Origin of the sequence: Mesorhizobium sp. M0045 (assembly GCF_040323385.1) — a bacterium.
Lineage (GTDB): Bacteria > Pseudomonadota > Alphaproteobacteria > Rhizobiales > Rhizobiaceae > Mesorhizobium.
On record NZ_JAMYUY010000003.1, the window covers coordinates 18,843 to 33,125 of the forward strand.

Sequence of the window (14,283 nt, forward strand, 5' to 3'; positions counted from 1 at the left end):
ATGGGAATGTCCGTAAGCGCAGGTGGCGGAGGACGCGGCGGGCGCGGCCACAGGCGGCGCGGCCGCCATCACGCCTTGATATCGGAGATCAACGTCACGCCGATGGTCGACGTGATGCTGGTGCTGCTGATCATCTTCATGGTCGCGGCGCCGCTGCTGACGGTCGGCGTGCCAGTCGACCTGCCGGAGACGAAGGCCAAGGCGATGAACGCCGATACCCAGCCAATCACGATCACGATCGACGGCATGGGAAAGATTTTCCTGCAGGAGACCGAAATTCCGCAGGAGGACTTGATCGCCAAGCTGCAGGCGATTTCCAAGACCGGCTACGAGGAGCGCATCTTCATCCGCGGCGACAAGGCTACCAACTATGGCGCCGCGATGGAAGTGATGGGTCTCATCCAGGACGCCGGCTACAAGAATTTAGGCCTGCTTTCGCTGCCGAAACAGGATCAATAGACGCAAGATGAAGACCGGCCTCACCACATCGGTGATCTTGCATACGGTGGCAATCGCCTTCGGCCTGTTCACGCTGTCGGCGCCGGCTGCGCTTCCGTCGTCCGATGTCGAGTCGGTCGCAGTGGACATTGTGCCGATGGAGGCCGTCTCGCAGGTTTTGCAGGGCGACAAGAAAGCCGTGATGCACGAAAAACCGGCGCCGCTGCCGACACAGCGTCCCGACATCGTACCCGATGCCCAGAAAGTCGGAGAAAACAGCGTCGATACCGACAAGCCGCCGACGCCTGAGGCCAAGCCCAAGCCGGTCGATATGACGGCGGCTCCGCCACCCGCGCCGACCCCGGTCGAGAAGCCGAAGACCGAAGACGTGCCGAAGCCGCCGGAAAAGCCGAAGCCTATTCCCGCAACGGAGGTAGCGCCGGTGCCGCAGCCGAAGGAAGAGGTCAAACCCGAACCGGTCAAGCAGACCGATCCCAAGCCGACGCCGGCCAAGGAGCCGACGCCCACGCCGCCGCAGGACAAGACCGCCGCGATCGATCCGCAGCCTGAGGTCAAGCCGGATGCCGTCGCCGAGGCGATTGCCAAGCAACCGCCGACCGAGGAGGCGCAGCTTCCGGACTCGGCGCCGGCGCCTGAGGCCCGGCCGAAGCCGCAGCCGGCCCAGGCCGAAAGCGCGAAGGCGCCGGAGCGCAAGGACACCAACAAGCCGGTCAAGGAAGCCTCCTCCAGGCCGAAATCGGACGACAAGCAATTCAATGCAGATGAGATTTCGGCGCTGCTCGACAAACAGAAACCGTCCGGCGGCGGCGCCAAGCGCTCGACCCAGCAGGCTTCGCTCGGCGGCGAGAAGAACCAAGGCACCAAACTCTCGCAGAGCGAGCTTGATGGCCTGAAGGCCCAGATCAAACGCTGCTGGAGTGTGACACCCGGCACATTCGATGGCGACAGCCAAAAAGTCACCATCAGGATGAAGCTCACGCAAAATGGCGAGATCGACGGCGCTCCGGAAGTCGGATCCGCGGGCGATGGCTCAATGGGCTCCCGAGTCGCCTCGGAAGCAGCCCGGCGCGCAGTGCTGCGATGTGCGCCCTACAATCTGCCCGTCGCAAAATATGACGGCGAGCTGGGATGGAACGAGGTCGAGGTCAATTTCATCCCCAGCGACATGTATTGATTGCCGAGAGAACAACGAGGCTGAACGAATGAAGAAGTTGCTTACGACGCTGATACTGATCGGCACGATTGCGACCGCCATGAGCGGGCTCGCCACGCTGCCGGCAAAGGCGTTGGTCCAGCTCGACTTGACTCAACCCAATATCGAGCCTCTGCCGATCGCCATCACCGACTTTCAATCGGGCGACGCATTGGGCGCGGAGATATCGGGGATCGTCATCGACGATCTGAAGCGCTCGGGCCTGTTTGCTCCGATCGACAAGAGCGCTTTCATTGAAAAAATCTCCAACCCGGATGCCACGCCCCGCTTCGAGGACTGGAAGGTAATCAACGCCCAGGCTTTGGTCACCGGCAGCGTCGGCAAGGAAGCCGACGGCCGCATCCGCGCCCAGTACCGGCTGTGGGACGCCTTTGCCGGCCAGCAGCTCTCGGGCGAACAGTTCTTCGCCAACGACGCCAATACCAGGCGCGTCGGCCATATCATCGCCGATGCGATCTACGAGCGGCTGACCGGCGAGAAGGGCTATTTCGACACGCGCGTCGTCTTCATCGACGAGTCCGGTGCCAAGAATGCGCGCAAGAAGCGGCTTGCCATCATGGACCAGGACGGCGCCAACGTCCGCTATCTCTCGAACGGCAAATCGATCGTGCTGACGCCGCGCTTTTCGCCGAACCGGCAGGAAATCACCTACATGTCCTATGAAAGCGGTCAGCCGCGGGTGTACCTGCTGCAGATCGAGACGGGGCAGCGCGAGCTGGTCGGCAATTTCCCCGGCATGACGTTTGCGCCGCGCTTTTCGCCGGATGGCCAGAAGGTAATAATGAGCCTTCTGCGCGACGACGGAAATTCCAACATCTTCGCCATGGACCTGAGAAGCCGCTCGACGACCAGGCTCACCAATTCGACCGCCATCGATACCTCGCCATCCTACTCGCCTGACGGCAGCAAGGTGGTGTTCACGTCGGACCGCGGCGGCCGCGCGCAGATCTATGTGATGGGCGCCGACGGCTCGGGCCAGACCCGCATCTCGTTCGGCGACGGCGTCTATTCGACGCCGGTGTGGTCGCCGCGCGGCGATCTCATCGCCTTCACCAAGCAGACCGGCGGCGAATTCCAGATCGGCGTCATGCGCACCGACGGTTCGGGTGAGCGCATCCTGTCCACCGGCTTTCAGCAGGAGGGGCCGACCTGGGCACCCAACGGCCGGGTGCTGATGTTCTTCCGTGATTCCAATGGCGGACCAAAACTTGTTTCGGTCGATCTCACCGGCCGCAACGAACAGCCGATCCCGACGGCGAACTTCGCCTCGGATCCGGCCTGGTCGCCGCTGCTGGAATAGTCCCGGGCAAGGATGTTCTACTTGAGCATCCTTTGTTCCCAGTTGCACGCCGGCAACGGTGCCCGAAAAGCGCCGTTTCCGGCCTTGTTTTCACCCCTTGGTCGCGTTTTGGCCGCATTTCCGCCTACGGTCCGCGCTCATTGTCGCCCTTGAGTAGCCCTCGGCAGAACGGTTGCGGACGGCAGCCGAAACCAAATTTTAACCGTGTTTCTTGAGCGTCGGTTAACCCAAACGTGGTTACTGGACGATCAATGAAATCACTCGAATTGCGAAGGAGAGGCGGCATGGGCCGTATCGCAGCACTTACCACAAACCCGGTCATGATCGCGCTGGTCGCGATACTCGCGATCACCGGTTGCGCCTCGAAGAAGACGCCGAACAGCGCCGCCGATCTCGGCCTCAACGGCGCCGGCGCGGCAACGCCCGGGTCGGCCCAGGACTTTACCGTCAATATCGGCGACCGCATCTTCTTCGACACCGATTCGTCCTCGATCCGCGCCGACGCGCAGACGACGCTGTCGCGCCAGGCGCAGTGGCTGAACCAGTACAAGCAGTATGCCATCGTCATCGAAGGCCATGCCGACGAGCGCGGCACGCGCGAATACAATCTGGCGCTCGGCGCCCGCCGTGCTGCCGCCACCCGCGACTTCCTGGTCGCCAAGGGTGTTTCGGCGCAGCGCCTGAAGACTATTTCCTACGGCAAGGAGCGTCCGGTCGCGGTTTGCGACGACATCTCCTGCTGGTCGCAGAACCGCCGCGCCGTGACCACACTGAGCGGCGCCGGCTCCTGATCGGCAAAAATGCAACACTTGATGCGAAAGGCGGCCGCAGGGCCGCCTTTTTCGTATCTGCTCGCTCCAAACAAAATTTGGCCGAAGTCTCACGTCCTGTTAAGAGCCGAGAGCGTCTGGCCAGTCCCCAGTTGGCTGGTCTACTTCGAGTGAGAGGCGCGCAACAATGGTTTCACGGCGAGAGGCACATGCATTTCAGATCGGTCTTGAGCGGCACGCTTGCGCTGCTGCTCGTATCAAGTATCGCGGCACTTGCTGACGGTATCGGGGCAAACGGCACCGAGCAGTCATCGCAAAGCGGTTTTTCCTTCCATCTGCCGACGATCAAACTGCCCGGCATTTTCGGCGAAAGGAAAAAGCCGGATCAGGTTCAATTCGCGCAACAGGATGGCACCGGCACTCCGGCGCTGGAGGAACAGCTCCGGCAGATGAACGGCAAGATCGAGGAACTCAATTTCCAGGTCCTGCAGATGCAGGAGCAGATCCGCAAGCAGCAGGAAGACAACGAATTCCGTTTCCAGCAGTTGGAAGGCGGTCCGCAAGGCGCGCAGCAGCCGGCCGGGCAGAAGAAGTCCGAGGCCGCGCCTAGCAGCGACAGCCCCAACGGCGACGGTAACATGGCGGAGGCGCCGGCAACGCAGGCTCCGGCCGACGCGGGCAAGGCAGCAGACGGCGGCAAAAGCGTCGAGGACGTCATCATCGAATCGCCCAACGGCGATCCCGGCAAGCTGATCCCTGGCGCGCCGCCCAAGACGTTCGGCACCATCACCGTCGACAAAAACGGCAATGTCGTCGAAGCCGATGGCAATGCGCAGGCGAACGCGCCGTCGCAGAATACGGCCCCAGCCAACGGCGCCAGCGCGGCTGGCAACAAGGCCGGTAAATCCGACGACACGGTGGTCGCGGCACTCCCATCGACCAACGACCCGGAGGAGCTTTACCGCAACTCTTACCAGTTCATCCTGTCGGGCGACTACAGCACCGCCGAACAGGGTTTCCGCGATCACATCGCCCGTTTTCCCCGGGACGCCAAAGCGGCGGATGCGCATTACTGGCTTGGTGAATCGCTGCTCGGCCAGCAGAAATACCGCGATGCGGCCGAGATTTTCCTCGCTGCCAGCAAGGACTATCCGAAGGCCAAGAAGGCGCCCGACATGCTGCTGAAGCTCGGCGTTTCACTGGTCGGGCTGAAACAGCGCGACGTGGCCTGTGCCACTTTCAGCGAGATCGGCAAGCGCTACCCTGATATTTCCGGCGCGCTCAAGGAGCGGGTCAAGCAGGAAAGGGCACTCGCGGCGTGCTAGTTTTTCCGTTGCGTGTCGTTGCCGCAAAACCGGGCCCACGCTTGGGCGACATGCATGACGCTCGACACCGAGCCTGACCTTTCGGATTTTTCGCGGATCGACTTTTCCAACGGCGCTGTTGCGGCCGTATCCGGCGGCAGCGACTCGACCGCCCTTCTCCTCCTCCTCAAAGCCCATCTCGACCGTAACGCCCCGGCAACGAAATTGCTGGCGGTAACGATCGATCATCGATTGCGGCCGCAAGCGGCAGCGGAAGCGCAAGCCGTGGCCAGGCTGTGCGCGGCGCGCGGTATTGCCCATCGCGTCCTCGCCTGGTCGGGGCGCAAACCATCGACCGGCCTGCCCGCCGCCGCGCGCGAAGCCCGATACCGGCTGCTCGCCGAGGCCGCCGAAGCGGCAGGCATCGGCCTGATCCTGACTGGCCACACCGCCGACGACCAGGCCGAGACGGTGCTGATGCGGCAAGCGCGGGACGAGTGGGCGCGGGACGAGTGGGCGCGTGACGAGTGGGCACGTGACGAGCGGCCAAGTGACGAGCGGCCAAGTGACGGAGGGCAAAGCGACGACGGGCGGCGCGAGGAAGGGCGGGGTCTTGCCGGCATGGCGCCGGCAACCCTCTACGACTGGCGGCACTGGATCGTGCGGCCACTGCTCGGCGTAAGGCGTGAGGCACTGCGCGAATTCCTGCGGCGTGAACAGGTTGCGTGGATCGAAGATCCGACCAATGCCGACACCGCTTTCGAGCGGCCGCGCGTCCGCGCAGCACTTGCCGAAGGCGATGGTGCGCCACGCGTGGCTGAAGCGATAGCGCTGGCCAGAAAGGTGGCGGCCGAGCGTGAGCAACTGGGACGCCGCGCGGCCATGCTGATCCGCAGCTTGGCCTCCAGGCCAGCCGCCGGCCTAGTCCGCCTCAACCGGGATTTTGCGACGGAAAGCGACAGCGGGGCGGCCATTTATGCGCTGCGCATTCTGCTGGCGGCGACCGGCGGCACAGCCTTCCTTCCCGACCAGGCCCGCAGCGAAGCCCTTTTCGGCCGGCTCCGCACCGGGCCGCTTTGTGCCACATTGTCGCGGACCGTGATCGATGCCCGGCGTACCGGTATCTTTCTGCATCGCGAATTGCGCGATCTGCCGCCCGCTGTCGAGGTTTCCGACAATGCGCTTTGGGACGGCCGCAGACGGATCACATTGGGCGACAGTTCAGGTGCATTGTTGATCGCGCCGCTGTTGGTAGCACCGCTCGGGGCGGCTCTTGCCGCAAAGCGGGCAATTGCCGGGCATGGCACGCCGGCAAGCCTTGTACGCGCGGCCCTGGCCGCCGAGCCGGCGCTATGGCGGGATGGCGAATGCCTTGGTCTGCCTGGGGAAGGCCCGGGTTTGCCCGGGGAAGGCCCGATGCCGGCTGCTGTCGCCGCATATCCGGCAGTCGCGCCCTTCGCCCGTTTCCTGCCGTCCTTCGATCTGGCGCCGGCCGATGCCGTCGCCGCCTTGCTTGGCGCGGCGCCGGTTCCAGCCTCGCCATTCGGCGGCCACAGTGCCGGCCTACCACGGGCGAAAGCTTAACCGAGACCTGCTGTTATGCTTGGCAAGGGGAGACGCTCTCCCTATGTTAGGGCCAAGTTTCCTCTCACGACGCGTGTCCGCCCAGCGGCGCCAACGGGACAATTGATGAATCCGAATTATCGCAACCTCGCGCTCTGGGCGATCATAGCGGTCCTGCTCATCGCTCTCTTCAATCTTTTCCAGACGCCGCAGACGCGTGGGGCCTCGAGCGATGTCCCCTATTCGCAGTTCCTGCAGGAAGTCGCCGCCGGACGGATCAAGTCGGTGACCATCGCCGGCGCCCGTATCTCCGGCAATTACACGGACAGCTCCAACGGTTTCCAGACCTATTCGCCTGGGGACCCGTCACTGGTTTCGCGTCTGCAGGACAAGAACGTCACCATCAATGCGCGTCCTGAATCCGACGGCTCCAATTCGCTGTTCGGCACCCTGATCTCCTGGCTGCCGATGATCCTCATCCTCGGCGTCTGGATATTCTTCATGCGCCAGATGCAGTCCGGTTCCGGCCGTGCCATGGGCTTCGGCAAGTCGAAGGCCAAGCTGTTGACCGAAGCGCATGGCCGCGTCACCTTTCAGGACGTCGCTGGCGTCGACGAAGCCAAGCAAGATCTGGAAGAGATCGTCGAGTTCCTGCGCGACCCGCAGAAATTCCAGCGGCTCGGCGGCAAGATCCCGCGCGGCGTGCTGCTCGTCGGTCCTCCCGGAACCGGCAAGACGCTGCTCGCCCGCTCGGTCGCCGGTGAAGCCAACGTGCCGTTCTTCACCATTTCGGGCTCGGACTTTGTCGAGATGTTCGTCGGCGTCGGCGCAAGCCGCGTCCGCGACATGTTCGACCAGGCCAAGAAGAATGCGCCTTGCATCATCTTCATCGACGAAATCGACGCGGTCGGCCGCCATCGCGGTGCCGGCCTCGGCGGCGGCAATGACGAACGTGAGCAGACGCTGAACCAGCTGCTGGTCGAGATGGATGGCTTCGAATCCAACGAAAGCATCATCCTGATCGCCGCCACCAACCGGCCCGACGTGCTCGATCCGGCGCTGCTCAGGCCGGGCCGCTTCGATCGCCAGGTGGTGGTGCCGAACCCCGACATCGTCGGCCGCGAGAAGATCCTGAAGGTGCATGTGCGCAACGTGCCGCTGGCGCCCAATGTCGACCTCAAGGTGATCGCGCGCGGCACGCCGGGCTTTTCCGGCGCCGACCTGATGAACCTGGTCAACGAGTCCGCCCTGATGGCGGCGCGGCGCAACAAGCGCCTCGTCACCATGGCCGAATTCGAGGACGCCAAGGACAAGATCATGATGGGCGCCGAGCGCCGCTCGTCGGCGATGACGCAGGCCGAGAAAGAGTTGACCGCCTATCACGAGGCCGGCCACGCCATTCTGGCGCTCAACGTGCCGTCAGCCGATCCGTTGCACAAGGCGACCATCATTCCGCGCGGCCGGGCACTCGGCATGGTCATGCAGCTGCCGGAAGGCGACCGCTATTCGATGAGCTACAAATACATGATCTCGCGGCTCGCCATCATGATGGGCGGCCGTGTCGCCGAGGAGTTCAAGTTCGGCAAGGAGAACATCACCTCGGGCGCCTCCTCCGACATCGAGCAGGCGACCAAGCTGGCGCGCGCCATGGTGACGCGCTGGGGCTTCTCCGACAAGCTCGGCCATGTCGCCTATGGCGACAACCAGGAGGAGGTGTTCCTCGGCCATTCGGTGGCGCGCACGCAGAACATCTCGGAAGAGACGGCGCAGATCATCGACGCGGAAGTGCGCCGGCTGATCGACGAGGCCTATTCGACGGCAAGGTCAATCCTGACCAAGAAGAAGAAGGAATGGATCGCGCTGGCGCAAGGCCTGCTCGAATACGAGACGCTGTCGGGCGAGGAGATCAAGCAGCTGATCGCCGGCAATAAGCCCGCACGCGACCTCGGCGACGACACGCCGCCGAGCCGTGGCTCGGCCGTACCAAAGTCCGGCCGCCGCAAGAAGGGTCCCGAGCCCGAAGGCGGCATGGAACCCCAGCCGTCAAGCTAGGCTCCGGCCCAGGACAGATCGACTTCGAAACGCCGCGGGCTCTAATCGCGGCGTTTTCCTTCTGATGTTCGCGAGGCGCTAAAGCTGCCGATCTCCCCACTTGTGCAGGGCTATCGCAGGTGGAAAGCCGAGGCTTTCGCCCTACGATGATCCCTAACCCCATAAAGGGAAGGGAGACTCGGCGCCGACCTGGGCAAATTGCCTGCCTCTCCGGCGCCAAGGGCTCAACGGCGCCGACGACCCGCCCTCCGAGGCGGGTTCTTTGCTTCCGGCGGCGGACAGAGGGAGCGAAGGAACGCGACCTGACAGTTGGTCCGACCTCGGAAGGCCCTCTCACTTGTTCGGCAATAACAAAAAAGCCCGCGAACCTTGCGGCTCGCGGGTTCCTATCGTCGGATGATGATGGCGCCGGTCAGCTCTTCAGCTTGGCGTTGCAGAGGCTGTAGAAGCCGCCGCCCTTCTGGATCCACCTGAGGCCGCCCAGCGTGTTGGCGTCCTTGTTCGCGTAATAGAGGTCGAGGCAGGTGTGCATGCGGCCCTTGGCCGGGGTCTCGGTTGCATACTTCTTGGAGATCGCCGTCGGGAATTTCACGCCCTGGGGGGCGGTGATGGTCGGCGGCTGCGGATCGCCGGTATACTTGGCATCAGGAGCCGGTAGGGTGTCGTCGTCGGCTGCGCCGGCGCCGCATTGGCTCTTGCGGAAGTCGTTCCACTTCATGCCGTTCAGCGTGTTGCCGGCCTTGGCAGCCTGATATTTGGCGCTGCAATCCGCCATGCTGAGGCCTTTGCCGGAATCGGTCGCCGCGGCTGTCGCCGCCTCGGCAGGTGCCGCGGCAGGCTGTGCCGCTGCAGTTGCGCCGGCGGCGCATTCACTCTTGCGGAAATCGTTCCATTTCATGCCGTTGAGGGTGCCGGCAGCCTTGGCGGCCTGGTATTTGGTGCTGCATTCCTTGGCCGTCAGGCCCGGCGCAGCGTCGTCGGCGGCTGCCGCAGCCTTGGTCGTGGTGGCGGGTTGTGCGGCTGCCGTCGCGTCGGCGGCGCACTGGGTCTTGCGGAAATCGTTCCACTTCATGCCGTTCAGCGTGCCGGCGGCTTTTGCCGCCTGGTACTTGGTGCTGCACTCCTTCGCCGTCAGGCCCGGTGCCGCATCGTCGCCGGCGGCTGCCTTGGTGGTGTCAGTGGCCTTGGCCGGGGCGGTGTCGGTCGTAGCGGCGGTGGCATCGGTGCCGCATTGCGCCTTGCGGAACTGGTTCCAGTTCTGCCCGCCAAGCGTTCCCGCATCCTTCGCCGCGTTATACTTGGTGCTGCACTCGGCCATGGTCAGCGCATTGGCAGGCGCCGCCAGGAACAAGGTCGCGACGGCAAGACCCGTCAAAGTGGCAAGTCGGTGGATGAGCATGCGTTTTCTCCCTATGGCAGTTCATGATATGTCCCAGTGCAGCAATAGCGCTCAACGGCTGGTTGCGCCAGATGCTAAGTAGCGTAGAGACAAATTTAGAAGTGCATTCTTTTCTTTAAGGTGATGAATTCGTTGCCGGGACCGTCTCCGAGCCAAGTTCGTCCGGGTGCATTGCACGGAGAGCGCGCATATGGCTGGGTCCCAGCGAGGCCACTGCGTCACATAACGGCCAGTCAAATCGGCGGGTGCGGAGGACCTGAGCCTACCGCTGTCGGGAGCCGCACGATGCGGACTCGGGTTCAAGGCCACACTGCCACAGACCAAAGGATCCAGATGAGTTTGAGTTGACGTTTCTGATGCTGCTGCCGCAACAAGGGCTCGGAACTTGAAAATCAACACACTAGCGTGACGCAAAACACACAAAACAACAATTTTCTAAGGATTGGTCGTCCATAATCATACAATGTGATGACGGGGCTTGGGCCATTTTATGGCATGAGATGCTCGGAAAGAACCATCGGGAAGCTGGCGAACATGGCAGGACATTATTTCGGTACGGACGGCATTCGTGGGCGAGCCAACAAGTTTCCAATGACGGCGGAGGTCGCCATGCGGGTCGGCATGGCCGCCGGCCTCTCCTTCCAGCGCGGCAGCCACCGCCACCGCGTCGTGCTCGGCAAGGATACCAGGCTTTCCGGCTACATGATCGAGAACGCGATGGTATCCGGCCTGTGCGCCGCCGGCATGGATGTCTTCCTGCTCGGCCCTATCCCGACGCCCGCTGTTGCCATGCTGGTGCGCTCGCTGCGCGCCGATATCGGGGTGATGATTTCTGCCTCGCACAACCCCTATTACGACAACGGCATCAAGCTGTTCGGCCCCGATGGCTACAAGCTGTCCGATGAGATCGAGGAGCGTATCGAGGGGATGCTCGACAAGGATATCGAATTGGCGCTCGCCGATTCCGATGGGCTCGGCCGCGCCAAACGCGTCGACGGCGTGCATGACCGCTATATCGAATTCGCCAAGCGCACGCTGCCGCGCTCAATGTCGCTGTCGGGCCTGCGCATCGTCGTGGATTGCGCCAATGGCGCCGCCTACAAGGTGGCGCCCGACGCGCTATGGGAACTCGGCGCCGAGGTCGTTGCCATCAATGTCGAGCCCAACGGCTTCAACATCAACAAGGAATGCGGCTCGACTCATCCAGCCGGCTTGCAAAAGAAGGTGCACGAAGTGCGCGCCGATATCGGCATTGCGCTCGACGGCGATGCCGACCGCGTCGTCATCGTCGACGAGAACGGCGCGATCGTCGATGGCGACCAGATCATGGCGCTGATTGCCGAGTCCTGGCACCAGAGCGGGCGGCTGGCCGGCGGCGGCGTCGTCTCGACGGTGATGTCCAATCTCGGCCTCGAACGCTTCCTCGGCGATATGAACCTGCAGTTGCATCGCACCAGGGTCGGCGACCGCTATGTCGTCGAGCACATGCGTGCCCATGGGCTCAATGTCGGCGGCGAACAGTCGGGCCATATCGTGCTGTCCGACTTTTCGACCACCGGCGACGGCCTTGTCTCGGCGCTGCAGGTGCTCGCCTGCATCAAGCGGCAGAACCGGCCGGTGAGCGAACTGTCGAAGAAGTTCGAGCCGGTGCCGCAGCTGTTGAAGAATGTGCATATTTCCGGCGGCAAGCCGCTCGAGGAGGCGCCGGTCAAGGCAGCGATCGAAGATGCGCGCAATCGCCTCGGCAAGGCCGGGCGCCTGGTCATCCGGCCATCCGGCACGGAGCCGCTCATCCGCGTCATGGCGGAAGGCGACGACCCACAACTTGTCGAGTCCGTCGTCAACGACATCGTCGAGGTCATTTCGGAAACGCGCAGCGCCGCCTGATCTCCCCCCAACACCGGTTCAAAGCCCGCCTTGCCGGCGGGCTTTTTATTGAGTCGCGGCCAATCCCACCTGCAACGGCGGCCAGATTGTTCGAATTTCAGAGATTCGTAGTTAATCAATACGGTTAAACGCCTTTTAACCTTTCCGATTCATTATCCACAACTGAGGTCAATCATATTTCGGGCGCGTTCGCCGTTCGAGGGTTCTCAGGGGTGATAAGCATGTTCAACACAGCAAGAATGGCCCTCCTGGCCGCGCTGTTTGCCGGCGCCGGGCCGGCGTTCGCCGCCGATTTCGTCGAGCCGCCCGTAGTCGAAGAGGCGCCACCACCGGTTGCCTACGAGCAGCCGGCCCAATTCGGCGGCTGGTATATCCGTGGCGACATCGACTATCACTGGTCGAAGTTTCGTGGTGGCGACTACATCACCTACGGTGTAGCGCCCCAGAATCCCGGCAAGTTCGATACAGGCAAGCTGGACGGCGCCTTCTCGGCCGGCGGCGGTGTTGGTTACCAGATCGACGAGCATTTCCGCACCGATCTCACCTTGGACTGGATGAGCAAGTCCAAATTCCGCGGCTCGACCAACGGCTTCTGCGGCCCGCAGCAAACGCCTTGCACGTCCGTCGATACCTCGTCCTATTCGGCGCTGCTGCTCTTGGCCAACGCCTATGTCGACATCGGCACCTGGCATGGGATCACGCCTTATGTCGGCGCCGGCATCGGCGGTGCCTGGGTCAAGTGGGATGAACTGCACAACGTGGATAGCGACGGTTCATTTGATCATAGCGGTGGCAAGGGCTGGCGTTTTGCCTATGCTGCCATGGCGGGCGCATCCTACTGCCTGACCGACCGCGTCAAACTCGATGTCGGCTACCGCTTCAGCCACATCAATGGTGGTAAGATGTTCGACTATGCCTCCCTCCCCAATGTCGGCCCAGGCTATGACAAAGGCATCAACGTGCACGAAGTGCGTGGCGGCCTGCGCTACCAGTTCGGCAGGTCGGACTGCGCGCCGCCGGAGCCCTACGTTCCAGAACCCGAGCCCGTCTACACCAAGTAGTGGTTTCTGAAATCCAGGAATTCGTCGACCGCCCGGCTGATGCCGGGCGGTTTCGTTTTGGCTGCCTACAGATGCTGCGGCGCTCTGGAACACCGTCCAGCTTGAGAAGCGAAAGCGGATCAAATCAATTGCTAACGCCTTGTTATCCTTAACCCGCACTTAACCACTATGGTTAACAATGCTCTCTGAAACGGCGCGCGATTGCGAATGCGCCAAGTTCGGGAGCCGAGGACCATGACATCCAAATCGCCTGTAGCACTGGCGCTTGCAGCAGTCGTCCTGATGCCGCTGACGCCGGCGCTTGGCGCCGACTACGATCCGCCGGTCTATGTCGACCAGGCGCCCGACTATGTACCGGTCGAGGTTGGCTCGGGATGGTATCTGCGCGGCGATGTCGGCTATGCGTTCAGCCACCCGTTCGAGCATGAGGAGATTGCAACCGGTCCCCTGACCAGCTTCACGCAGGATAGCAGCCTGTTCACGGGCAGCATCGGAATGGGCTACCACTTCAACGATTACCTTCGCGGTGAACTGAATGCCGGAATCCTACCAACCAACGAGTTCGGCGACCAGCAAAAGCTAGCAGCTACCTGCGACGGTTCAACGCTCACCAAGAATCTCCTCGGCGAAATTATAACCGTCCCCGCTTCGCAGAAATGCGATCTGTCCAACAATGCGTCCAACAAGGGCTACAGCATCATGGCCAACGGCTATGTCGATCTCGGGACATATGTCGGGATCACGCCCTATCTCGGCGGAGGCCTCGGTCTCGCCTACAACAAATACTACAGGAGCATCGGCGCGCGCGATTGTAAGGAAGTACCCGCCAATCCATCGGGGACCGGGGGCTTCATTTGCGATGATCCGGCGGGCTACGAGGGCGCTACCGACTCGCAAGCCAAATTCAACCTCGCCTACTCGATCGGCGCCGGCCTTTCCTATCGGGTGACCAAGAACGTCTCGGTCGATCTCGGCTACGAATATTTCTCCGTGCCCAATGCCAAATACGTTGCCTATGACGACGGCGCCCTCAACATTCACAAAGGCATAGACTACCAGACGGTCAAAGTCGGACTGCGATACGACCTCTGGTAGGCTCGATCGAAGCTGAGGCGTGAACAATGGCGGGTCTTTGGCCCGCCGTTTGCGTTACGGCATTTTTGCCAAAGGCAGCCGGTATCCCGCCAGCGACAAAAACTTTCCCCTTGACGCCGAAAGCCTGAACGCATATCGCCGTCCGTGGGCCACCCCTCCCCAACGAGGGGCCACTATCTG

Annotated in this window: 11 protein-coding genes; 10 read left to right on the top strand and 1 reads right to left on the bottom strand. The window is 62.6% G+C overall.

What is annotated here, in order from left to right; translation table 11 throughout:
• From tolR to ftsH, 7 genes are all read left to right on the top strand, one after another.
• Window positions 1-459, top strand: coding sequence for a protein TolR (tolR, locus tag NKJ72_RS05000; protein ID WP_352476103.1), 459 nt, complete (start codon window positions 1-3; stop codon window positions 457-459).
• A 7-nt stretch (window positions 460-466) separates the two neighbouring features.
• Entirely contained in the window at window positions 467-1,633 is a 1,167-nt protein-coding gene (gene tolA, locus NKJ72_RS05005) for a cell envelope integrity protein TolA (protein ID WP_352476104.1), read from the top strand.
• Between the two features lie 28 nt (window positions 1,634-1,661).
• The gene (tolB, locus tag NKJ72_RS05010; RefSeq protein WP_352476105.1) at window positions 1,662-2,972 is read left to right on the top strand and encodes a Tol-Pal system beta propeller repeat protein TolB; all 1,311 of its coding nucleotides are present in this window, start codon (window positions 1,662-1,664) and stop codon (window positions 2,970-2,972) included.
• Window positions 2,973-3,256: 284 nt separating this feature from the next.
• A complete protein-coding gene (gene pal / locus NKJ72_RS05015; protein WP_352476106.1) occupies window positions 3,257-3,763 on the top strand; it encodes a peptidoglycan-associated lipoprotein Pal in 507 nt (168 codons plus the stop codon).
• Between the two features lie 188 nt (window positions 3,764-3,951).
• Window positions 3,952-5,067, top strand: coding sequence for a tol-pal system protein YbgF (gene ybgF, locus NKJ72_RS05020; RefSeq protein WP_352476107.1), 1,116 nt, complete (start codon window positions 3,952-3,954; stop codon window positions 5,065-5,067).
• A 54-nt stretch (window positions 5,068-5,121) separates the two neighbouring features.
• The gene (gene tilS / locus NKJ72_RS05025; protein ID WP_352476108.1) at window positions 5,122-6,630 is read left to right on the top strand and encodes a tRNA lysidine(34) synthetase TilS; all 1,509 of its coding nucleotides are present in this window, start codon (window positions 5,122-5,124) and stop codon (window positions 6,628-6,630) included.
• Between the two features lie 105 nt (window positions 6,631-6,735).
• Window positions 6,736-8,661, top strand: a complete 1,926-nt coding sequence (gene ftsH / locus NKJ72_RS05030) for an ATP-dependent zinc metalloprotease FtsH (RefSeq protein WP_352476109.1) — start codon at window positions 6,736-6,738, stop codon at window positions 8,659-8,661.
• A 412-nt stretch (window positions 8,662-9,073) separates the two neighbouring features.
• On the opposite strand, the gene NKJ72_RS05035 is transcribed toward ftsH, so the two are convergent.
• The gene (locus NKJ72_RS05035; protein ID WP_352476110.1) at window positions 9,074-10,060 is read right to left on the bottom strand and encodes a hypothetical protein; all 987 of its coding nucleotides are present in this window, start codon (window positions 10,058-10,060) and stop codon (window positions 9,074-9,076) included.
• A gap of 534 nt (window positions 10,061-10,594) precedes the next feature.
• Here NKJ72_RS05035 and glmM point away from each other — a divergent pair.
• From glmM to NKJ72_RS05050, 3 genes are all read left to right on the top strand, one after another.
• Window positions 10,595-11,947, top strand: a complete 1,353-nt coding sequence (glmM, locus tag NKJ72_RS05040; RefSeq protein ID WP_352476111.1) for a phosphoglucosamine mutase — start codon at window positions 10,595-10,597, stop codon at window positions 11,945-11,947.
• Window positions 11,948-12,168: 221 nt separating this feature from the next.
• Window positions 12,169-13,008, top strand: coding sequence for an outer membrane protein (locus NKJ72_RS05045; RefSeq protein ID WP_352476112.1), 840 nt, complete (start codon window positions 12,169-12,171; stop codon window positions 13,006-13,008).
• Window positions 13,009-13,242: 234 nt separating this feature from the next.
• Entirely contained in the window at window positions 13,243-14,103 is an 861-nt protein-coding gene (locus NKJ72_RS05050; RefSeq protein ID WP_352476113.1) for an outer membrane protein, read from the top strand.
• The last annotated feature ends 180 nt before the right edge of the window (window positions 14,104-14,283 follow it).

What these genes read in the sequence shown, in the direction of transcription:
- NKJ72_RS05045 (WP_352476112.1), top strand. Translation starts at nt 12,169, where the DNA reads ATGTTCAACACAGCAAGAATGGCCCTCCTGGCCGCGCTGTTTGCCGGC.
- tolB (WP_352476105.1), top strand. Translation starts at nt 1,662, where the DNA reads ATGAAGAAGTTGCTTACGACGCTGATACTGATCGGCACGATTGCGACC.
- NKJ72_RS05035 (WP_352476110.1), bottom strand. Translation starts at nt 10,060, where the DNA reads ATGCTCATCCACCGACTTGCCACTTTGACGGGTCTTGCCGTCGCGACC.
- NKJ72_RS05050 (WP_352476113.1), top strand. Translation starts at nt 13,243, where the DNA reads ATGACATCCAAATCGCCTGTAGCACTGGCGCTTGCAGCAGTCGTCCTG.
- ftsH (WP_352476109.1), top strand. Translation starts at nt 6,736, where the DNA reads ATGAATCCGAATTATCGCAACCTCGCGCTCTGGGCGATCATAGCGGTC.
- glmM (WP_352476111.1), top strand. Translation starts at nt 10,595, where the DNA reads ATGGCAGGACATTATTTCGGTACGGACGGCATTCGTGGGCGAGCCAAC.
- ybgF (WP_352476107.1), top strand. Translation starts at nt 3,952, where the DNA reads ATGCATTTCAGATCGGTCTTGAGCGGCACGCTTGCGCTGCTGCTCGTA.
- tilS (WP_352476108.1), top strand. Translation starts at nt 5,122, where the DNA reads ATGACGCTCGACACCGAGCCTGACCTTTCGGATTTTTCGCGGATCGAC.
- tolA (WP_352476104.1), top strand. Translation starts at nt 467, where the DNA reads ATGAAGACCGGCCTCACCACATCGGTGATCTTGCATACGGTGGCAATC.
- tolR (WP_352476103.1), top strand. Translation starts at nt 1, where the DNA reads ATGGGAATGTCCGTAAGCGCAGGTGGCGGAGGACGCGGCGGGCGCGGC.
- pal (WP_352476106.1), top strand. Translation starts at nt 3,257, where the DNA reads ATGGGCCGTATCGCAGCACTTACCACAAACCCGGTCATGATCGCGCTG.